Origin of the sequence: Pseudomonas sp. B34(2017) (assembly GCF_002112915.1) — a bacterium.
Lineage (GTDB): Bacteria > Pseudomonadota > Gammaproteobacteria > Pseudomonadales > Pseudomonadaceae > Aquipseudomonas > Aquipseudomonas pharyngis.
The window spans coordinates 21,892-44,055 of record NZ_NEJA01000008.1; the positions used below are offsets into that span (position 1 = coordinate 21,892).

The 22,164-nt window shown below is 60.6% G+C and carries 16 protein-coding genes; 14 read left to right on the forward strand and 2 right to left on the reverse strand.

Features of this window, described 5'->3' with window-relative positions; translation table 11 throughout:
- Nucleotides 1-51: 51 nt before the first annotated feature.
- The 12 genes from CAF80_RS28755 (at nucleotide 52) to CAF80_RS24190 (ending at nucleotide 17,766) form a co-directional block, all read left to right on the forward strand.
- Nucleotides 52-228: a hypothetical protein gene (locus tag CAF80_RS28755; protein ID WP_003176118.1), complete on the forward strand. Its 177-nt coding sequence runs from the start codon at nucleotides 52-54 to the stop codon at nucleotides 226-228.
- Nucleotides 212-3,166: a sensor histidine kinase gene (locus tag CAF80_RS24140; RefSeq protein WP_166742304.1), complete on the forward strand. Its 2,955-nt coding sequence runs from the start codon at nucleotides 212-214 to the stop codon at nucleotides 3,164-3,166. The genes CAF80_RS28755 and CAF80_RS24140 overlap by 17 nt, the downstream gene beginning before the upstream one ends.
- Nucleotides 3,167-3,188: 22 nt before the next feature.
- On the forward strand, nucleotides 3,189-4,625 hold the full coding sequence (locus CAF80_RS24145) for a sigma-54 dependent transcriptional regulator (RefSeq protein ID WP_011335968.1): 1,437 nt from the start codon (nucleotides 3,189-3,191) through the stop codon (nucleotides 4,623-4,625).
- Between the two features lie 733 nt (nucleotides 4,626-5,358).
- Nucleotides 5,359-6,759 carry a polynucleotide adenylyltransferase PcnB gene (locus tag CAF80_RS24150; RefSeq protein ID WP_064599472.1) on the forward strand — a complete coding sequence of 467 codons (1,401 nt, stop codon included), beginning with the start codon at nucleotides 5,359-5,361 and terminating at the stop codon, nucleotides 6,757-6,759.
- 3 nt (nucleotides 6,760-6,762) lie between these two features.
- Nucleotides 6,763-7,248, forward strand: a complete 486-nt coding sequence (gene folK / locus CAF80_RS24155) for a 2-amino-4-hydroxy-6-hydroxymethyldihydropteridine diphosphokinase (RefSeq protein WP_074691462.1) — start codon at nucleotides 6,763-6,765, stop codon at nucleotides 7,246-7,248.
- A gap of 320 nt (nucleotides 7,249-7,568) precedes the next feature.
- On the forward strand, nucleotides 7,569-8,369 hold the full coding sequence (panB, locus tag CAF80_RS24160; protein WP_039771642.1) for a 3-methyl-2-oxobutanoate hydroxymethyltransferase: 801 nt from the start codon (nucleotides 7,569-7,571) through the stop codon (nucleotides 8,367-8,369).
- On the forward strand, nucleotides 8,366-9,226 hold the full coding sequence (panC, locus tag CAF80_RS24165; protein WP_007959604.1) for a pantoate--beta-alanine ligase: 861 nt from the start codon (nucleotides 8,366-8,368) through the stop codon (nucleotides 9,224-9,226). Before panB ends, panC begins: the two co-directional genes overlap by 4 nt.
- Before the next feature lie 349 nt (nucleotides 9,227-9,575).
- Nucleotides 9,576-11,240, forward strand: coding sequence for a glucose-6-phosphate isomerase (gene pgi, locus CAF80_RS24170; protein WP_039771644.1), 1,665 nt, complete (start codon nucleotides 9,576-9,578; stop codon nucleotides 11,238-11,240).
- A 114-nt stretch (nucleotides 11,241-11,354) separates the two neighbouring features.
- Nucleotides 11,355-13,292 (forward strand): acetate--CoA ligase, encoded by a 1,938-nt coding sequence (gene acs / locus CAF80_RS24175; RefSeq protein WP_085668034.1) that lies wholly within the window; start codon nucleotides 11,355-11,357, stop codon nucleotides 13,290-13,292.
- Nucleotides 13,293-13,392: 100 nt separating this feature from the next.
- A complete protein-coding gene (locus tag CAF80_RS24180; RefSeq protein WP_074691465.1) occupies nucleotides 13,393-14,409 on the forward strand; it encodes a class I SAM-dependent rRNA methyltransferase in 1,017 nt (338 codons plus the stop codon).
- 109 nt (nucleotides 14,410-14,518) lie between these two features.
- Entirely contained in the window at nucleotides 14,519-17,470 is a 2,952-nt protein-coding gene (locus CAF80_RS24185; RefSeq protein ID WP_074691467.1) for a DUF748 domain-containing protein, read from the forward strand.
- Entirely contained in the window at nucleotides 17,470-17,766 is a 297-nt protein-coding gene (locus CAF80_RS24190) for a DUF2845 domain-containing protein (RefSeq protein ID WP_074691468.1), read from the forward strand. The genes CAF80_RS24185 and CAF80_RS24190 overlap by 1 nt, the downstream gene beginning before the upstream one ends.
- A 167-nt stretch (nucleotides 17,767-17,933) precedes the next feature.
- Here the strand turns inward: CAF80_RS24190 and CAF80_RS24195 are convergent, their stop codons facing one another.
- Both CAF80_RS24195 and CAF80_RS24200 read right to left on the reverse strand, forming a co-directional pair.
- A complete protein-coding gene (locus CAF80_RS24195) occupies nucleotides 17,934-18,290 on the reverse strand; it encodes a BON domain-containing protein (protein ID WP_011335977.1) in 357 nt (118 codons plus the stop codon).
- A 295-nt stretch (nucleotides 18,291-18,585) separates the two neighbouring features.
- Complete coding sequence (locus CAF80_RS24200; protein ID WP_039771655.1) at nucleotides 18,586-19,017, reverse strand: pilin; 432 nt, start codon at nucleotides 19,015-19,017, stop codon at nucleotides 18,586-18,588.
- Between the two features lie 226 nt (nucleotides 19,018-19,243).
- On the opposite strand from CAF80_RS24200, the gene pilB reads away from it, so the two are divergent.
- Both pilB and CAF80_RS24210 read left to right on the forward strand, forming a co-directional pair.
- Nucleotides 19,244-20,944 carry a type IV-A pilus assembly ATPase PilB gene (pilB, locus tag CAF80_RS24205; protein WP_074691469.1) on the forward strand — a complete coding sequence of 567 codons (1,701 nt, stop codon included), beginning with the start codon at nucleotides 19,244-19,246 and terminating at the stop codon, nucleotides 20,942-20,944.
- A 2-nt stretch (nucleotides 20,945-20,946) separates the two neighbouring features.
- Nucleotides 20,947-22,164: a type II secretion system F family protein gene (locus CAF80_RS24210; protein WP_074691470.1), complete on the forward strand. Its 1,218-nt coding sequence runs from the start codon at nucleotides 20,947-20,949 to the stop codon at nucleotides 22,162-22,164.

A 22,164-nucleotide genomic window follows, 5' to 3' on the forward strand; every position in this document is an offset into this window, starting at 1 on the left:
GTTACCATCGCCGCACGTTTTCGGGCACGCGCATAAAAAAGAGAGGCCGGGATGTACATCTATCGCTTGGTCCTGCTTCTGGTCGTGGGGATCTACCTGTTTTCTCCTGCCATCATGGATTGGTGGATCGACGCTACGGGCGCCTGGTATCGCCCTTATCTGCTCTGGCTGATCCTGATTGTCGTGACCTTCATCCTGCAGAGCCAAAAAGATGCCGATGAGCTTTAGCCTGACCCAGATGCTGCTGATCAGCGCCGCCTACCTGGCCGCGCTGTTCGGCGTGGCCTGGATCAGTGAACGGGGCATGATCCCGCGGGCGATCATTCGCCACCCGTTGACTTACACCCTGTCCCTCGGGGTCTACGCCAGTGCATGGGCGTTCTACGGTACGGTGGGTCTGGCCTATCAGTACGGCTACGGTTTTCTGTCCAGTTATCTCGGGGTTTCCGGCGCGTTTCTGCTGGCGCCAGTGCTGCTGTACCCGATCCTCAAGATCACCCGCACCTATCAACTGTCGTCGCTGGCGGATCTGTTCGCCTTCCGCTTCCGCAGCACCTGGGCCGGTGCGCTGACCACGATTTTCATGCTGATCGGCGTCTTGCCGCTGCTGGCGTTGCAGATCCAGGCCGTGGCCGATTCCATCGGCATCCTCACCGGCGAACCGGTGCAGAATCGCGTCGCCCTGGCGTTCTGTGCGCTGATCATTCTGTTCACGATCTTCTTCGGCTCCCGTCACATCGCCACCCGTGAAAAGCACGAAGGGCTGGTATTCGCGATTGCCTTCGAATCGGTGATCAAACTGGTGGCCCTTGGCGGCGTCGGCCTCTACGCGCTATACGGCGTATTCGACGGCCCGCAGCAACTTGAACTGTGGCTGCTACAGAACCAGACCGCCCTCGCCGCCCTGCACACACCCCTGCAGGAAGGCCCGTGGCGCACATTGCTGCTGGTGTTTTTCGCCTCGGCGATCGTGATGCCGCACATGTATCACATGACCTTCACTGAAAACCTCAACCCGCGCTCGCTGGTCAGCGCAAGCTGGGGCCTGCCGCTGTTCCTGCTGTTGATGAGCCTGGCCGTGCCGCTGATTCTCTGGGCCGGCCTGAAACTCGGCGCCACCACCAATCCGGAATACTTCACACTCGGCATCGGTATCGCCGCCAACAGCAAATCGCTGGCATTGCTGGCGTATGTCGGCGGTCTGTCGGCGGCCAGCGGCCTGATCATCGTCACCACGCTGGCGCTGTCGGGCATGGCCCTGAACCATCTGGTGCTGCCGCTCTATCAGCCACCGGCCGAGGGCAATATCTATCGCTGGTTGAAATGGACCCGCCGGGCGCTGATCGTCGCGATCATCATGGCCGGTTTCTGCTTCTACCTGATGCTCGGCGCCGAGCAGGATCTGGCCAACCTCGGCATCGTCGCCTTCGTTGCGACCCTGCAATTCCTGCCGGGCGTGCTGTCGGTGCTGTACTGGCCGACCGCCAATCGCCGTGGCTTCATCGCCGGTCTGCTGGCGGGGATTGTGGTGTGGGTCGTGACCATGCTCTTGCCGCTGGTCGGCAATCTGCAGGGTTTCTATATTCCGCTGCTGAACATGATCTACGTGCTGGACGACACCAGTTGGCACATGGCGGCCATCGCCTCGCTGGCAGCCAACGTCCTGATGTTCACGTTGATTTCGCTGTTCACCAATGCCAGCCCGGAAGAGGCCAGCGCCGCCGAAGCCTGCGCTGTGGACAACGTACGTCGCCCGCAACGCCGCGAATTGCACGCAGCCTCGCCGCAGGAATTCGCCACACAGCTGGCCAAGCCACTGGGCGCCAAGGCTGCGCAGAAAGAAGTCGAACAGGCCCTGCGCGACCTTTATCTGCCCTTCGACGAGCGCCGCCCTTATGCCCTGCGCCGCCTGCGTGACCGGATCGAAGCCAACCTCTCCGGCCTGATGGGCCCGAGCGTCGCCCAGGACATGGTGGAAACCTTCCTGCCCTACAAGGCCGGCGGTGAAAACTACGTCACCGAAGACATCCACTTCATTGAAAGCCGTCTCGAGGACTACCACTCGCGCCTGACCGGTCTGGCTGCCGAGCTCGATGCCCTGCGCCGCTACCACCGCCAGACCTTGCAGGAACTGCCGATGGGCGTGTGCTCGCTGGCCAAGGATCAGGAGATCCTGATGTGGAACAAGGCCATGGAAGAACTGACCGGAATTGCTGCGCAACGGGTTGTCGGCTCGCGCCTGAGTACCATCGCCAATCCGTGGAAAGACCTGCTGCAAGGCTTCATCCATCTGCCGGACGAGCATTTGCACAAACAGCATTTGGCCCTCGACGGCCAGACCCGTTGGCTGAACCTGCACAAAGCGGCGATCGACGAGCCGCTGGCACCGGGCAACAGCGGCCTGGTGTTGCTGGTGGAGGACCTGACCGAAACCCAGATGCTCGAAGACAAACTGGTGCACTCCGAGCGTCTGGCCAGCATCGGCCGACTCGCGGCGGGTGTGGCCCACGAAATCGGCAACCCGATCACCGGCATCGCCTGTCTCGCGCAAAACCTGCGCGAAGAGCGCGAAGAGGACGGTGAGCTGACGGAAATCAGCGGCCAGATCCTCGAACAGACTAAACGCGTGTCACGCATCGTCCAGTCCTTGATGAGCTTCGCCCACGCCGGCAGCCATCAGCACAGCGACGAGCCCGTCTGTCTGGCGGAAGTCGCCCAGGACGCCATCGGCCTGCTGGCCCTGAACCGGCGCAATTTCGAAGTCCAGTTCTATAACCTGTGCGATCCCGATCACTGGGTCGAAGGCGATCCGCAGCGGCTCGCCCAGGTGCTCATCAATCTGCTCTCCAACGCCCGTGACGCCTCGCCTGCCGGCAGTGCGGTGCGGGTCAAGAGCGAAGCCGGCGAACACACGGTCGATCTGATCGTCGAAGACGAAGGCAGCGGTATTCCGTCGAGCATCATGGATCGATTGTTCGAACCCTTCTTCACCACCAAGGATCCTGGCGAAGGCACCGGTCTGGGCCTTGCACTGGTCTATTCCATCGTTGAAGAGCATTATGGACAAATCACCATCGACAGCCCGGCTGATGTTCAGAGCCAGCGCGGCACCCGTATCCGGGTGACATTGCCGCGTCATGTCGAAGCGACGTCCGCTGTGAACTGAGACCGTCGAGAGTATCGAATCAATGCCGCACATTTTGATCGTCGAAGACGAAACCATTATCCGCTCCGCCTTGCGCCGCCTGCTGGAACGCAACCAGTACCAGGTCAGCGAAGCCGGTTCAGTGCAGGAAGCACAAGAACGCTTCAGTATTCCCACATTCGATCTGATCGTCAGCGACCTGCGTCTGCCGGGTGCTCCGGGCACCGAGCTGATCAAGCTCGGCCAAGGCACACCGGTGCTGATCATGACCAGCTACGCCAGCCTGCGCTCGGCGGTCGACTCGATGAAGATGGGCGCGGTGGATTACATCGCCAAGCCTTTCGACCACGATGAAATGCTGCAGGCTGTCGCGCGGATTCTGCGCGATCGCCAGTCGGCGCCTGCCGCCGGCGAAGCAGCTCCGGCCAAATCGGCCAATGGCAGCGGCAAATCCGCCATCGACAACAGCAATGGCGAAATCGGCATTATCGGCTCGTGTCCGCCGATGCAGGATCTATACGGCAAGATCCGTAAAGTCGCGCCGACCGATTCCAACGTGCTGATCCAAGGTGAGTCCGGCACCGGTAAAGAGCTGGTGGCCCGCGCCCTGCACAACCTGTCGAAACGCGCCAAGGCGCCGATGATCTCGGTGAACTGCGCCGCCATTCCGGAAAGCCTCATCGAGTCCGAACTGTTCGGTCACGAGAAAGGTGCGTTCACCGGTGCCAGCGCCGGTCGCGCCGGTCTGGTGGAAGCGGCGGACGGCGGCACGCTGTTCCTCGACGAAATCGGCGAGTTGCCGCTGGAAGCCCAGGCTCGCCTGCTGCGCGTGTTGCAGGAAGGCGAAATTCGCCGGGTGGGCTCGGTCCAGTCGCAGAAAGTCGATGTCCGCTTGATCGCGGCGACCCACCGGGATCTCAAGAGCCTGGCGAAAATCGGCCAGTTCCGTGAGGACTTGTACTACCGCCTGCACGTGATCGCGTTGAAACTCCCGGCCCTGCGCGAGCGCGGCGCCGACGTCAACGAAATCGCCAATGCGTTCCTCGCTCGTCAGAGCGCGCGCATCAACCGCACCGACCTGAAATTTGCCGCCGATGCCGAACAGGCGATCCGGCACTATTCCTGGCCGGGTAACGTGCGGGAGTTGGAAAACGCCGTCGAGCGCGCGGTGATTCTAAGCGAAAGTCCGGAAATCTCTGCCGACCTGCTGGGCATCGACATCGAACTGGGCGATCTGGAGGACGACGAATTCATCGGCCTGCCGGCGCAACCGGCCGGTAACGCCAGCAACAGCAGCCACGAACCGACGGAAGACCTGTCACTGGAAGACTACTTCCAGCATTTCGTGCTCGAGCATCAGGACCACATGACCGAGACCGAACTGGCGCGCAAACTGGGCGTCAGCCGCAAATGCCTGTGGGAACGCCGTCAGCGTCTGGGCATTCCACGGCGCAAGACCGGGGTCGCCAGCGAGAGCTGAACGTTACCTGTCGAGTGTGCGGGTTACCGTTGAAGATGTGAAAAAACTGTTACCTCAGTCTTTTCACGTAACAGACGCCGGGGTTATCGGTAACGAAACCCCGGCTTTTTTTCGCCCTGCGAAAACGGTTATATCGACCTAACCCCTTGTTTTATTGGGGTTCGCAAAAGTTGGCACGGCACCTGCTATATGTTTGGTACAAGAACAATAACAAGCAATGCACAAGACAATAAAAATAAGACGAATCGACTCACGCACAATAAAAACAAGACGGCGAGAGGCGCAGCTAACTGATTCTTTTGGAGAGGCGTTGTATTTGGGGCTAGCCCCACGACCAGGCCGAGAACAACAAAAACTGTCTTAAGACAGAGCCTGTACTGGTTGGATCGCAAGATCACTGCAACACAGCGACCAAAGCAATCCGTTTGCTCTTGGCTCCCGATTGGGAGGGTCATGAAGGGAAAGCTTCATGACGAGGGCACTCAACAAAAACAAGAAGCCCGAATCAATAATAAAAAGAGCACGCAACTACTTCTTGGGGAGCTTCGGCTCCCCTTGTAGTTTCTCCTTTACGGCAAATCTCTCCTTCACACGCCCCTACACCCCTCTAGCCCGCGGCTTGCAGCGCAAAACGGCAGCGTCCTACACCATCCCTCGACTAAATGCTAGAATCCCGGCCCATCATGCGGTCATTCTCTGGTATGGCCGAACATTCCTTCAAACAGTGCATCCCATGCTGAAGAAGCTGTTCCAGTCATTCCGAACTCCCCTGCGTCGTACGCAACACATCCGTAGCACGCCTGAAGTCCTCAACAGCGGCCAACATTCGCTGCAAAAGGCCCAATTCAGCCGGTACGCGGTCAACATCGTCGAACGTCTGCAGGGCGCCGGCTACCAGGCCTACCTGGTTGGCGGTTGCGTGCGAGACATGCTGCTGGGCATCACGCCCAAAGACTTCGACGTCGCCACCAGCGCAACCCCCGAGCAGGTCCGCGCCGAATTCCGCAATGCGCGGATCATCGGCCGCCGCTTCAAGCTGGTACACATCCATTTCGGCCGCGAAATCATTGAAGTCGCGACCTTCCGCGCCAATCACCCGCAAAACGAAGACGATGAAGACAGCAATCAGTCTTCGCGCAACGAGAGCGGGCGTATTCTGCGCGACAACGTCTACGGCACCCTGGAAGAAGACGCGCAACGCCGCGACTTCACCATCAACGCCCTGTATTACGATCCGGTCAGCGAGCGCATCCTCGACTACGCCAACGGCGTACACGACATCCGCAACCACCTGATCCGCCTGATCGGCGACCCAAAGAAACGTTACCAGGAAGACCCGGTGCGGATGCTGCGGGCCGTGCGTTTCGCTGCCAAGCTCAATTTCGGTATCGAGAAGCACACCGTCCAGCCGATCCGCGAACTGGCGCCGATGCTGCGCGAGATCCCATCGGCCCGCCTGTTCGAGGAAGTGCTCAAGCTGTTCCTCTCCGGTCATGGCGCGATCACCTTCGAGATGCTGGTCGACCTGCAACTGTTCGCGCCGCTGTTCCCGGCCAGTGCCGATGCGCTGGAACACAACCCGGAATACACCCACACGCTGATCAGCGAAGCACTGACCAACACCGACCTGCGGATCAAGCAGAACAAACCGGTGACCCCGGCGTTCCTGTTTGCCGCCCTGCTGTGGCCTGCCCTGCCGGCCCGCGTGTTGCGTCTGCAAGAGCGCGGCATGCCGCCGATTCCGGCCATGCAGGAAGGTGCTCACGAACTGATCGCCGAGCAGTGCCAGCGCATTGCCATTCCAAAACGTTTCACCATGCCGATCCGCGAAATCTGGGACATGCAGGAACGCCTGCCACGCCGCAGTGGCAAACGTGCCGACCTGTTGCTGGACAATCCGCGCTTCCGTGCCGGCTACGACTTCCTGCTGTTGCGTGAAAGCGCCGGCGAGCAGACCGATGGCCTGGGCGAATGGTGGACCGATTATCAGGACGCCAACGACAGCGAACGTCGCGACATGATCCGTGACCTCAGCGGTAAGGGTGATGACGCCAGTGGTGCACCGCGCAAGCGTCGCCGCAGCAGCGGTTCCAAGCGCAAACGCGCCGGCGCACCGAGCGCCACGGGCGAATAAGGCATGGAACGCATCTACATCGGCATGGGCAGCAACCTGGCTGACCCGGCCGAACAACTGCGCAGCGCGGTCGACGCGCTGGGGCAATTGCCCGACACCGAACTGGTCGGCGTCTCCGCGTTTTATCAGAGCGACTCCCTGCTGCCGGGCCAACCGCGTTACACCAACGCGGTTGCCGCGCTCGACAGCGCGCTCGCCCCGCTGGATCTGCTCGATGCCTTGCAGGCGATCGAAAACGATCAGGGCCGCGAACGCCTGGAGCGCTGGGGCCCGCGCACGCTGGATCTGGACATTCTGTTATTCGGTGATCGCCTGATCGATGAACCTCGCCTGAAAGTCCCGCATTACCACATGCAGGAACGCGCGTTCGTTCTTTATCCCCTGGCCGAACTGGCGCCCGATGATCTGCGTCTGGCCGATGGCCGTGCTCTTGCCGATCTTCTCGCCGCCTGCCCGTTCGTCGGCCTCGAACGCCTCTCTCACGCCTGACACAAACCGTTGATGCGGGAGCCTATCGGCTCCCGCTTTTTGCGTTCTTGTAGGACAAAAAACCCGCAGATCAGGCCCGCCGGCCCGCTGAATCGCATCAGTAACGCCGGTAACACTCCCCTCGTAACAATGCGGTAACACATGCAATTGACTTCCTGAGGCCTCATCACGACTATAGGCGTCCCGCTGCCGCCAACCCGGCATACAAGGGCGCAATCCAGGCCTTATAAGCACGACGAAAGAGCGTGCGCCTGAATAGATGACGAATCACGCGCGTTACTCGCAGTAGTTTCCAAAGCGCCTGAACGAGGATTTCTTACATGCCAGCCATCACCCTGACCACGCTCCAGAGCCTCAAGCAGAAAGGTGAAAAGATCACCATGCTGACCTGCTATGACGCGACCTTCGCCCACGCCTGCAACGAGGCCGGTGTCGAAGTGCTGCTGGTGGGCGACTCCCTCGGCATGGTCCTGCAGGGTCACGACAGCACCCTGCCGGTGACCACCGCAGAAATGGCCTACCACGTTGCCAGCGTCAAACGCGGCAACTCTGATGCCCTGATCCTGGCCGACCTGCCGTTCATGGCCAACGCCACCCTCGAACAAACCATGACCAACAGCGCCCTGCTGATGCAGGCCGGCGCGCACATGGTCAAGGTCGAAGGCGCCTTGTGGCTGGCGGACTCGATCCGCCTGCTGGCCGAGCGCGGTGTGCCGGTCTGCGCCCACATGGGCCTGACCCCGCAAGCCGTGAACATTCTGGGTGGCTATAAAGTGCAAGGTCGCAACGAGAATCAGGCACGCCAGATGCGCGCCGACGCGATCTCGCTGGAGCAGGCCGGTGCAGCCATGCTGCTGCTCGAATGCGTGCCGAGCGAACTGGCAGCTGAAATCAGCCAGGCCGTGAAGATTCCGGTGATCGGCATTGGCGCCGGCAGCGACACCGACGGTCAGGTGCTGGTACTGCACGACATGCTCGGCCTGTCGATCAGCGGCCGCGTGCCGAAGTTCGTGAAGAACTTCATGCAGGGTCAGGACAGCATCCAGTCCGCGCTGAAGGCTTACGTCAGTGAAGTCAAAGCCACCACTTTCCCCGGGATCGAACACGGATTCTCTGCATGAACACCGTCAAAACCGTACGTGAACTGCGCGCCGCCGTGGCGCGCGCCCGCAGTGAAGGCAAGCGCATCGGCTTCGTGCCGACCATGGGCAACCTGCACAGCGGCCACATCGCGCTGATCACCAAGGCCACCCAGCGCGTGGACTTCGTGGTTGCGAGCATTTTCGTCAACCCGCTGCAGTTCGGCGCCGGCGAAGACCTCGACAAGTACCCACGCACCCTCGCGGCAGATCAGGAAAAACTGCTGGAAGCCGGATGCGATCTGCTGTTCGCCCCGACCGTCGAGGAAATGTACCCCGACGGCATGGCCGGTCAGACCCGGGTCAGCGTGCCGCAACTGTCCGAAGGCCTGTGCGGCGCCAGCCGTCCGGGGCACTTCGAAGGCGTGGCAACGGTGGTCAGCAAGCTGTTCAACATGGTCCAGCCGGACCTGGCGATCTTCGGCCAGAAAGATTTCCAGCAACTGGCGGTGATCCGCGCGCTGGTGCACGACCTGAACATGCCGATCCAGATCATTGGCGAGCCGACCGTACGCGCCGCCGACGGTCTGGCGCTGTCCTCGCGCAACGGTTTCCTCAGTGAAGAACAGCGCGCCGTGGCGCCGGTGGTCTATCGCACCCTGAGCAGCATTGCCGAGTCGATCAAGCAGGGCGAGCGCGACTTCCCTGCCCTGATCCAGGCGCAACGCCAGCAACTGGAAGCCGCCGGCCTGCGTCCGGACTACCTGGAAATCCGCCATGCCCTGACCCTGCGTCCGGCAACGGCGGAGGATCGCGATCTGGTGATTCTGGTCGCGGCCTTCCTCGGCACCACCCGGTTGATCGACAACCTGCATCTGAATCTCGATACCCCCGCCTGAACACCGGCAGACGCTGTGGAAGCAACCCCGCTTCCACAGCTTTTGCACGCGCTTGCAGACCGTATTGCTGAGCACCTGCCCATCGGGCAAACTTCCCGCCGTTCGACGCCACGCGATAAGCAGGGACTTGCTCGCATTACCCGCCGTCTGTCGGCCCCGTCTGTTATCAATGTTAAAAAAGTACCGAAAACAGGTCAGACAAAGCCAAGACAGATCGCGGCGCTGGGTTTACTGTATTCGCCCTGCGCCAAAGTAATCGTGTCGACGCAGTTGCCCCCTCGCCCAAACATGGCGGGGAGGTCTTTTCAGTGTTCAAAAGGCCGTTCAAGTAAAAAGGAAAACCGCAGCGATGGCGTACTACCGCACTCCTCATGACGTTACCGCTCTGCCTGCCTGGCAAGCGTTGAAAGATCACCGCCAAGCCATGCAGGATTTCAGCATGCGCGAAGCCTTCAACGCCGATCCGCAGCGCTTCAATCAGTTCACTCTCAGCAGCTGCGGACTGTTTCTCGACTATTCGAAGAATCTGATCAACGCCGAGACCCGCAACCTGCTGGTGGGTCTGGCCAATGAAGTCGATCTCAAAGGCGCGATCAAGGCGCTGTTCGACGGCGAAATCGTCAACTCCTCCGAAGGCCGCCCGGCGCTGCACACCGCCCTGCGTCGCCCGGTCGGCGACAAACTGTCGGTCAACGGCGTCAACGTGATGCCTGAAGTACACAAGGTGCTGAACCAGATCACCGATCTCGTGGGCCGCATCCACGACGGTCTGTGGCGCGGTTACACCGAGAAGCCGATCACCGACGTGGTGAACATCGGCATCGGTGGCTCGTTCCTCGGCCCCGAGCTGGTCTCCGAAGCCCTGCTGTCCTATGCCCAGAAAGGCGTGCGTTGCCATTACCTGGCGAACATCGACGGCAGCGAATTCCACGAGCTGACGCAAAAACTGCGCGCCGAGACCACGCTGTTCATCGTTTCGTCGAAATCGTTCAACACCCTCGAAACCCTGAAAAACGCCCAGGCCGCACGCGCCTGGTACCTGGCTCAGGGTGGTTCGGAAGCCGAGCTGTATCGCCACTTCATCGCCGTATCGAGCAACAACGCGGCGGCCGTGGCCTTCGGTATCCGCGAAGAAAACATCTTCCCGATGTGGGACTGGGTCGGCGGTCGTTACTCGCTGTGGTCGGCCATCGGTTTGCCAATCGCGCTGGCCATCGGCATGTCCAACTTCAAGGAATTGCTGTCCGGTGCCTACACCATGGACCAGCATTTCCAGAGCGCGCCGTTCGAACAGAACATGCCGGTGCTGCTGGCCCTGCTCGGCGTGTGGTACGGCAACTTCTGGGGCGCGCAAAGCCACGCGATCCTGCCGTACGACCACTACCTGCGTAACATCACCAAGCACTTGCAACAGCTGGACATGGAATCCAACGGCAAGAGCGTGCGTCAGGACGGCACTGCGGTGTCGACCGATACCGGGCCGGTGATCTGGGGCGGCGTCGGCTGCAACGGTCAGCACGCTTACCACCAGTTGCTGCACCAGGGCACCCAACTGATCCCGGCCGACTTCATCGTGCCGATCGTCAGCTTCAACCCGGTCTCCGACCACCATCAGTGGCTGTACGCCAACTGCCTGTCGCAGAGCCAGGCGCTGATGCTCGGCAAGACCCTGCCGGAAGCCGAAGCGGAACTGCGCGACAAGGGCATGAGCGAAGACCAGGTGCAGAAACTCGCACCGCACAAGGTGATCCCGGGCAACCGTCCGAGCAACACCATCGTGGTCGAGCGCATCAGCCCGCGTCGTCTCGGCGCATTGGTGGCGATGTACGAACACAAAGTCTTCGTGCAAAGCGTGGTCTGGGGCATCAACGCCTTCGACCAGTGGGGCGTGGAACTGGGCAAGGAACTGGGCAAGGGCGTGTATAACCGTCTGGTCGGCAGCGAAGAAACCGCCGCCGAAGACGCGTCCACCCAAGGCCTGATCAACTACTTCCGCGGCCGTCACCGCGGCTGATCCAGCCCCGAACACACCCCCTCGCCATGAGGGGGTGTTTGTTTACAGGTATTGAACCCTCCCTGCTCTCGGCGCATCTTTATCCTTGTCGCACAACAAGAATAAGGAACCGTCATGTTCGATATCAGCACGTTCCCCAAAGCCGATGCCGTCCGCCGGGCTGCACAGTTGAGTCAGGACGACTACCAGCGCCTGTACCGCGAATCGATTGAACACCCCAGTACCTTCTGGGCCGAACAGGCCACCCGCTTCCTCGACTGGAGCACGCCGTGGCAGACCGTCCAGCGCTATGACCTGAAGACCGGCGAAGCCGCCTGGTTTGCCGGTGGCAAGCTTAACGTCAGCTACAACTGCATTGACCGCCATCTGGAAAAGCGCGGCGATCAGACCGCCATCCTCTGGGAAGGCGACGACCCTGCCGAATCGACACAAATCACTTACAGCAAACTTCATCACCACGTCTGCCGCCTGGCCAACGTGCTGAAAAGCCGTGGCGTGAAAAAAGGCGACCGGGTGTGCATCTACATGCCGATGATCCCCGAAGCCGCCTACGCGATGCTGGCCTGCGCGCGGATCGGCGCGATTCATTCGGTGGTGTTTGGCGGGTTCTCCCCGGACTCATTGCGCGACCGCATTCTCGATGCCGACTGCCGCACTGTGATCACCGCCGACGAGGGCGTGCGCGGTGGCAAATTCGTGCCGCTGAAACAGAATGTCGACAAGGCCCTGCAGAGTTGCCCGAATGTCAGCACCGTCGTGGTGGTCGAGCGCACCCAGAACAACGTCGACTGGGTCGAAGGCCGCGACCTCTGGTATCACCAGGCCGTGCGCGACGTCAGCGACGATTGCCCGCCGGAACCGATGGACGCCGAGGATCCGCTGTTCATCCTCTACACCTCCGGCAGCACCGGCAAGCCCAAGGGCGTGCTGCACACCACCGGCGGGTACCTGCTGCAAGCGGCAATGACCTTCAAGTACGTGCTCGATTACCGCGACGGCGAAGTGTTCTGGTGCACCGCCGACGTCGGCTGGGTCACCGGCCACAGCTATATCGTGTACGGCCCGCTGGCCAACGGCGCCACCACCCTGATTTTCGAAGGCGTGCCGAGCTACCCGAGCACTTCGCGATTCTGGCAGGTGATCGACAAACATAAGGTCAACATCTTCTACACCGCCCCCACCGCCCTGCGCGCCCTGATGCGTGAAGGCGCCGGGCCGTTGCAGGAAACGTCGCGGCAAAGCCTCAGATTGCTCGGCAGTGTCGGTGAGCCGATCAACCCGGAAGCGTGGGAATGGTATTTCAACGTAGTCGGCGAACAGCGCTGCCCGATCGTCGATACCTGGTGGCAGACCGAAACTGGCGGCATCATGCTCAGCCCGCTGGTCAGCGCCCAGCGGATCAAACCGGGCTGCGCCACCCAACCGATGTTCGGCGTACAACCGGTGCTGCTCGATGAACACGGGAAGGAAATCCAGGGCGCCGGCAGTGGCGTGCTGGCGATCAAATCGAGCTGGCCGGCGCAGATCCGCAGCGTTTACGGCGATCCGCAGCGCATGGTCGACACCTACTTCAAGCCCTACCCCGGTTACTACTTCACCGGCGACGGCGCCCGCCGTGACGAGGACGGCGATTACTGGATCACCGGGCGCATCGACGACGTGATCAATGTCTCCGGCCATCGCATCGGCACCGCCGAGGTAGAGAGCGCGCTGGTGCTGCACGACAGCATCGCCGAGGCCGCTGTGGTCGGCTATCCACACGACGTCAAAGGCCAGGGGATTTATGCCTTCGTCACTCCGATGAACGGGACCGAGCCCAGCGATGAACTGAAGAAAGAACTGCTGGCCCACGTCAGCAAGGAAATCGGCAGCTTCGCCAAACCGGACCTGATCCAGTGGGCCCCGGCCCTGCCGAAAACCCGCTCGGGCAAGATCATGCGGCGGATCCTGCGCAAGATCGCCTGCAACGAGCTCGACAGCCTCGGCGATACCTCAACCCTGGCGGATCCGAGCGTGGTGCAGGGCTTGATCGATAAACGCTTGAACCAATAGGAGCAGCGGCAAGCGGCGAGCTTCAAGTTTGAAGCTCGCCGCTTGCCGCCAAGTTGCTGCTAAACTCCCGCGCCCCGATTCCCTTCAGCAAGGCGCCCGCATGTCTTCCTTGAACCTGGCGCTGCGCGCCGCTCTCGATCAACGCCAGGATCTGCTCGCCGAGCTGCACCGCCAGGGCACCGACTGCTATCGGCTGTTTCACGGCAGCCAGGAAGGCGCCGGCGGCCTGACCATCGACCGCTATGGCCCGCAACTGATGGTGCAAAGCTTCCACCAGACCCTGGCGCGTGAAGACCTGCTGCAAATGCACGCCATGGTCAACCAGACTCTTGGCCTGGAAACCCTGCTGGTCTACAACGACCGCTCCCGTGGCAACTCGCGGATTGATCGTGAAGACAGCGTCTACCGCGCCGACGACGCCGCGCTGGCCGATCTGGTCGGCCACGAATGGGGACTGAATTATCGTGTGCGCGGACGTCACGCCGGGCAGGATCCGCTGCTGTTCCTCGACCTGCGCAACACCCGCGGCTGGGTTAAGGATCACACCAAGGGCAAAAGTGTGCTCAACCTGTTCGCCTATACCTGCGGGGTCGGTCTCAGCGCGGCGGCCGGCGGTGCGCGCGAGGTGTGCAACCTGGATTTCGCCGAGGGCAATCTGGCAGTCGGCCGCGAGAACGGTCAGCTCAACCCGCACCTGCCGACCATGGAATTCATCCAGTCCGACTACTTCCCGGCCATCCGCCAACTGGCCGGCCTGCCGATCAGCCAGCGTCGCGGGCAGAAACTGCCGAGCTATCAGCGTCTCGAACAGCGCCAGTACGACCTCGTGCTGCTCGACCCGCCCGCGTGGGCCAAGAGTGCGTTCGGCACCGTCGACCTGCTGCGCGATTATCAGAGCCTGCTAAAGCCAGCCCTGCTGACCACCGCCGAGAATGGCGTGCTGATCTGCTGCAACAATCTGGCGAAAGTCAGCATGGACGACTGGCGCGAACAGGTGCTGCGCTGCGCCGAAAAAGCCGGGCGGCCGGTGCGTGAGTGGAGCGTGATGAACCCGGGCCGCGACTTCCCGTCGCTGGATCAGCAGCCACCGCTGAAGACCCTGATCCTTCAGCTCTAAGCGTTGCCAAGGAAATTTCCCACGGAAATATCCGAACAATCCTGAGCATGGGCAATTGCTTCGGAACCGGAATCGCGTGCCATACTCCAAGGCACTCCGATTCAGACAGATGAAGCCGCACATGCCCAAAGGATTGATTCGCGCGATTGGCGCCCTGTTGACTGCCCTGGCCCTCTACAGCCTGCTGGGGTTCCTGATTTTGCCGGGCATTGCGCTCAGGGTGGTGAATCAGCAACTGGCCAACTACGCCACGGTGCCGGCGCATCTGCAACGTATCGAACTCAACCCGTTCAGCCTTGAACTCACGCTGTGGGGCCTGGTGATCGGCGAGCCGGGCAAGGAACAGGTCGGCTTCGAACGTCTGTACGCCAACCTGCAACTCGACAGCCTGTGGACCAAAGCCCTGCATCTGTCCGACATCGAACTGGAAAAATCCAGGACCGAGATCCTGTTCGCCAAGGACGGTCAGCTCAACCTCCTCGGTCTGTTCAAGCTCCCGGCCAGCGAGCCCACCCCGGCCGATCCCGACGCCAAACCGTTTCCGCTGCGCATCGACCGGATCCAGCTGGCCGGCGGCAACCTGCATTTTGTGGATGCGCGGCCCAGCGAGCCGATCGAATTTCTGTACGACAAGCTCGACTTCGAGCTGAAAAACCTCAGCACCCTGCCCGAAGACAACGCCGACATGACCCTCGTCGCGATCGGCCCGGCCGGTGGGCAGATCGACTGGAAAGGCAACTTCAGCCTGATCCCGATCGCTTCCGAAGGCACGCTCAAGATCACCGACGGCCAGATGAAAGCCTTCTGGCCCTACGTGCGTGATGCCGTGCCACTGGTGCTGGAAAACGGGGTCGTCAGCCTGAGCACCGACTACAAGCTCAACCTGTCCAAGGAAACCGAACTGCTGCTGAGCAACGTCGCGGTCAATATCGCGCCGTTCGCCATCAAGGCGCCGGACGGGCGCCCGCTGGCGAAACTCGAGCGTCTCGACGTCAGCGACACCACGGTGGACCTGGCCAAACAGCAAGTGGTGGTCGGCAAGATCCGCAGTCAGAAACTGGAAACCTGGGCAGCCCTGGAAGCGGACGGCCAACTGGATTGGCAAAAACTGTTCGCCAGCCAGCCGTCGAAACCCGCCGCAAAAGCGGCTGCCGAACCTGCGAACACACCGGCGGCAGCCGACTCGCCGAAACCCGAACCGACCGCGCCGAGCAAACCGTGGCAAGTGTTGATCAAGGACGTGCAACTGCGTGACTACAAAGTGCATCTGGCCGACCGTTCGGCGAAGCCGGAAGTCACTTTGGATGTCACGCCCCTGAACGTCGATCTGCAGAATTTCGACAGCCTCAACGGCTCGCCCTTCAACCTCAGGCTCGACACCGGGCTGGGCAAGCAAGGCAAGATCAGCGCCGATGGCGTGGTCAATCTGGCGCCGGTCACCGCACAGCTCAACGTGAAAACCCAGGACATCGACCTGCGGGTCGCGCAGTCCTACATCAACCCGTTCATTCGCCTCGAACTGCGCAGCGGCATGCTCGGCAGCGACCTGAAAGTGAACCTGAAAAGCACTGACTCGCTGGCCCTCAGCGTCACCGGTCGTGCTCAGATCGATCAGTTGCACACCCTCGACACCCTGAAAACCCGCGACTTCCTGAAGTGGCAGCAAGTGGTGGTCGAAGGCCTGAACTATCAGCACGGCGACAGCCTGTCGATCGACAGGGTCAACCTGTTCCAGCCGTATGCGCGGTTCATGATCAACGATGATCGCACCACCAACATCGACGACCTGCTGATTCCGCAGCCGGCCGATTCCGGGGCGAAGACCGCCGCGGCGAAACCGGCGAGCAATGACAAACCGCTGGGTATTCACATCGGCGGCATCGCGATCAACGACGGCTCGGCCAACTTCGCCGACTTCAGCCTGACCCCGAACTTTGCCACGGCGGTCCAGCAACTCAACGGCCAGATCGGCACCATCGACAGCCGTCAGGCGAAACCGGCCAGCGTCGACATCAAGGGCAAGGTCGACCGCTATGCGCCGGTGACCATCAAAGGCGCGGTCAACCCGTTCGACCCGATGGCCAGCCTCGACATCGCCACCAGTTTCAAACGGGTCGAACTGACCACCCTGACGCCCTACTCCGGCAAGTTCGCCGGCTACCGCATCCGCAAGGGCCGGCTCAACCTCGACCTGCATTACCTGATCACCAAAGGCCAGCTCAAGGCCGAGAACAAAGTGGTGGTCGAGCAACTGCAACTGGGTGAGAAAGTCGACAGCCCGGATGCCGTGAGCCTGCCGCTAAAACTGGCGATCGCCCTGCTCAAGGACGTCGACGGCAAGATTTCCATCGAACTGCCGGTCACTGGTGACCTGAACAATCCGCAATTCAGCGTGATGCCGATTGTCTGGCAGACCCTGCGCAACCTGATCGTCAAGGCTGCCGCCGCACCGTTCAAGCTGATTGGCGGTCTGGTCAGCGGTGGCGGCTCGGAAGACCTCGGCACCGTGTCCTTCGCACCGGGTTCCAGCGACCTGAGCAAAGACGCCGAAGCGGCGCTGGTGAAGCTGTCGCAAGCGCTGAAGGAACGTCCGGCCCTGCGCCTGGAAATCGAAGGCACTGCGGCAAAAAGCAGTGATGGCCCGTTGCTCGCCGAACAGCGCCTGGAACGTGAATACCAGTACAACTACTACAAGATGCTCCAGCGCCGTGGCGACAAGGTGCCGGCGCAGGCTTCGCTGATCCAGGTCCCGGATAACGAAAAAGGCCCACTGCTTGAGGGCATCTATCGCACCCGCCTGAAAACCCAGCCACCGGCCGAGTGGAAGGATCTGGGCAAGGAAGAACGCACCGCGAGAATGCGCGCCGACGTGATCAAGTTCTGGAGTTCCAGCGATGTGCTGCTGCGCCAGCTCGGTCAGGACCGTGCCAGCAGCATCAAGGATTACCTGGTAGACAAGGGCCAACTGGCCGACGATCGTGTGTACTTCATCGACGCCAACCTCGGCGAAGCGGAAAGCGACGGCCGGGTGGTGACGCAAATGCATCTGGATGCCGAGTGATGAACCCAAAGTGGCTGGCTGCACTGGGGCTGGTGTTTCTCGCCAGCCAGGCTGCGGCGTCCGATACCTTGCGCTGCGGCAGCCAGTTGGTGAGCCTTGGCGACCGCGCCAGCGAGGTGCTGCAAAAATGTGGTGAGCCGGTCGGTCGCGATCTGCTCGGTTACAAGCGCAGCGCCAACCGTCGTGAAGAGTTTCAGGTCGAGGAATGGACCTACGGCCCGAGCAACGGCATGTATCAATACCTGCGCTTTGAAGGCAATCGCCTGAAGCAGATCAACAGCAAACGCGGCAATTGACCTTCCCCGCCTTTTCCGGCCCCTGAATAGAACAGGCCCCGACATGAATGCCGGGGCCTGTAATGGCCACATTCCGTGTGGCCGGTCGCATGAACTCTAAAGTGCGGCAGACGTATTGCTCGGCCCGCCTGTCGCGTCTTCTCCCGGTCCAGGCGAGAAGTCTTGCCTTACTCGGCTTTCAGGCCGTCAGCGGAGACCGCTTTCACGCCTTTGATTTTCTTGGTGATGTTCACAGCGGTGGTTTTCTGAGCTTCGGTGATCGCGACGTCAGAAGACAGGGAAACCACACCTTTGTTGGTTTCAACTTTGATGTCGGTACCAGGAATGCCTTTTTCGGTTACCAGGTCGCTTTTGACTTTGGTGGTGATCCAGGTATCGGAAGTAGCTTCTTTAGCCTTGGTGACTTCACCGGCAGCCAGGGTCATTGGAGCCTGAGTGGTCTGGGTCGATTGAGCAAATGCACCCGAAGCCATGGTCAGGGTCAGCGCGGTAGCAGCAGCGGCAGTGATAGCGAACTTCTTCATACGAGTAACTCCTGTTTTTCTGGAAAGTCTGCTGGTTGTCTTGTCAGCAGGGTTACTGGAGATATTGCGAACGCTGTGCCAACTTTCAAAATTAGATTAAAACCTTATAAATCAATAACTTATAAATGTCGCATTTTTTCGGAATCATGCAAATTGCATGAGTCGTGAAATATCTACATGCAAGTTGCGGCTTTTCGGAAGTTCCTAACAGCCTGAAATTATTGAAGCTTTTGTGAAGTGTCGCGCAATGAAAAATGCCCCGCATTGCGGGGCATTTTTGTAGTCCATCAACAAATCAGGTACCGCTCGCAGTACAGCCTTTTGGCGAATAATCCGGCGCCACCGTTGTGGCACATGTCCATACACCTGCCCCCGTACCGGAAGAGCGAGTAAGCGTGATGGTTTTGTCCAGTACCGGACCCGGAGCGTTTTTGATCGTGCAAACAATTGAACCGGCGCCCGACGAAGCGGTGCCCGAAGCCGTAACAGAACAATTGGAGGTTGTAACCGTTGCACTGCCCGCCACATTAGTCAGCGTAGGATCGGTGCCTTGGTTAATCACATCCTCGAACGGCACTTTCATTGCCGAGATCTCGGCCAGCCCAGCCGTCACCTTCGACCGCGCCTGATATTTGGAGTACTGCGGCAGCGCCACAGTGGCGAGAATACCGATGATCGCCACGACGATCAGCAGCTCGATCAGAGTGAAACCCTGTTGTTTATTCATAGACACGCTCCATGCATGAGTCGAAATCTCATGATCTGTTCAAGACTCAGCACAGCCCGTGCCAAACGCTGGCAACCCATACCCGCTGGGCGCCATCCGGCTGACATGCCGATTCCTACAACCCGTAACCGCACTATCTGACACTTTTTGTCACCCGCACTCCACGTGTATGGCGCTGTCACTTGACTAGGCTATAAGTCATGAACGGCAAGCACGTGGAAACCCCATGAATGACATCGCTCTGAGCGGTCTGGCCAAACAACTGGTCCAGGCCGAATTGCTCACGGAAAAGAGTGCCCAGCAGGCCTGGCAGCAGGCGCAGCGCAATCGCCTGTCGCTGGTCAGTTACCTGGTGCAGAACAAACTGGTGAAGAGCTGGCAGGTCGCCGAAATAGCCTCGGAGCATTTCGGCATGGCATTTCTCGACCTCAACTGTCTCGACAGGGAAACTCAGCCCAAGGGCCTGGTCAGCGAAAAACTGGTGCGCCAGCACCATGCCCTGCCCCTCTGGCGGCGTGGCAACAAACTGTTCGTGGGGATTTCCGACCCGAGCAATCATCAGGCGATCAATGACATTCAGTTCAGCACCGGGCTGAGCACCGAAGCCATTCTGGTCGAGGACGACAAGCTCACCGACGCCATCGAAAAATTCTTCGACACCCACGCCACCGGACTGGAGGAAATGGCCGATGTCGACCTTGACGGGCTGGACATCGAATCGGTCGACGACAGCAGGCAGGACACGCTCGGCGGAATCGACGCCGAAGATGCCCCGGTAGTGCGCTTCGTCCACAAGATGCTGCTGGACGCGATCAAGAGCGGCTCGTCCGACCTGCACTTCGAGCCTTACGAAAAGAACTACCGGGTGCGGGTGCGCACCGACGGCATTCTGCGGGAAGTGGCCAAGCCGCCGATTCAACTGGCCGGGCGCATCGCTGCACGCTTGAAGGTCATGGCCAGCCTCGACATTTCAGAACGGCGCAAACCCCAGGACGGGCGGATCAAGATGCGTCTGTCGAAAAGCAAGTCGATCGATTTCCGGGTCAACACCCTGCCCACCCTCTGGGGCGAGAAAGTGGTGATTCGGATCCTCGACCCGTCCAGCGCCCAGATCGGCATCGATGCCCTTGGCTACGAGCCGGAGCAGAAAGACCTGTACATGGCCGCGCTCAAACAGCCGCAAGGCATGATTCTGGTGACCGGCCCAACCGGCTCGGGCAAGACCGTGTCGCTGTACACCGGGCTGAACATCCTCAATACCGTCGACATCAATATCTCCACGGCCGAAGACCCGGTGGAAATCAACATGGAAGGCATCAACCAGGTCAACGTCAATCCCCGTCAGGGACTGGACTTTGCCCAGGCCCTGCGCTCGTTCCTGCGTCAGGACCCGGACGTGATCATGGTCGGCGAAATCCGCGACCTCGAAACCGCCGAAATCGCGATCAAGGCCGCCCAGACCGGTCACCTCGTGCTGTCCACCCTGCACACCAACAGCGCAGCAGAGACCCTCACCCGCCTGCACAACATGGGCATCCCCGGCTTCAACATCGCAACCTCGGTGAGCCTGATCATTGCCCAGCGTCTGGCGCGAAAACTCTGCAGCCACTGCAAGAAACCCATCGAGATCCCCCGGGAGACCCTGATCAAGGAAGGTTTCCCCGAGGAACGCATCGGCCATTTCACGATCTATGAGCCCTCTGGTTGCGATCACTGCAACGGCGGGTACAAGGGTCGCGTGGGGATTTATGAAGTGGTGAAGAACACCCCCGAACTGCAACGGCTGATCATGGCCGAAGGCAACTCACTGGAAATCGATATCCAGATGCGCCGGGACGGCTTCAACGACCTGCGCACCTCGGGCCTGATCAAGGCCATGCAAGGCATCACCAGCCTTGAAGAAATCAACCGGGTCACCAAGGACTGAACATGGCGGTCAAGGCAGCGAAAATCAGCATCTACGCCTGGGAAGGTACGGACCGCAAAGGCAGCAAAGTGACCGGCGAGTTGAGTGGCCAGAACCCCGCACTGGTCAAGGCCCAGTTGCGCAAGCAAGGCATCAACCCGGGCAAGGTACGCAAGAAATCCGCCTCGTTGCTGAGCTTCGGCAAGCGCATCAAGGCCCAGGACATTGCCCTGTTCACCCGGCAGATGGCGACCATGATGAAGGCCGGCGTGCCGCTGTTGCAGTCGTTCGACATCATTGGCGAAGGCTTCGAGAACCCGGCCATGCGCAAACTGGTCGACGAGGTGAAACAGGAAGTCGCCGCCGGCAACAGCTTCGCCGCCGCGCTGCGCAAGAAGCCTCAGTATTTTGACGAGTTGTACTGCAACCTGGTGGATGCCGGTGAACAGTCCGGCGCCCTCGACACCCTGCTGGAACGGGTCGCGACCTACAAGGAAAAGAGCGAAAGCCTCAAGGCCAAGATCAAGAAGGCCATGACCTACCCGTCGGCCGTAGTGCTGGTGGCGGCGGTGGTCACCGGGATTCTGCTGGTCAAGGTGGTGCCGCAGTTTCAGTCGGTGTTCTCCGGCTTCGGTGCCGAACTGCCGGCCTTCACGCTGATGGTGATCAGCCTGTCCGAATTCATGCAGCAATGGTGGTGGGCGATTCTCGGTGCGCTGGTGGCCGCGTTTTTCGGCACCCGCCATGCCCTGAAAAAATCCCAGGCCCTGCGCGATCGACGCGACGCCTGGTTTCTCAAGCTGCCGCTGGTGGGCACATTGATGTACAAGTCCGCCGTGGCGCGGTTTGCCCGGACCCTGTCGACTACCTTCGCCGCCGGTGTGCCGCTGGTGGAAGCGCTGGACTCGGTGGCCGGTGCCACCGGCAACGTGGTGTTCAAGCGTGCCGTGCTGCGCATCCGCCAGGACGTCTCTACCGGCATGCAGCTGAATTTCTCGATGCGTTCCACCGGCATCTTTCCGAACATGGCGGTGCAGATGACCGCCATCGGCGAAGAGTCCGGCGCACTGGACGAGATGCTCGACAAGGTCGCAGGTTTCTATGAGGGCGAAGTGGACAACATGGTCGACAACCTCACCAGCCTGATGGAGCCGTTCATCATGGTGGTGCTGGGGGTGATCGTCGGCGGTCTGGTGGTGGCGATGTACCTGCCGATCTTCCAACTCGGCTCAGCGATCTGA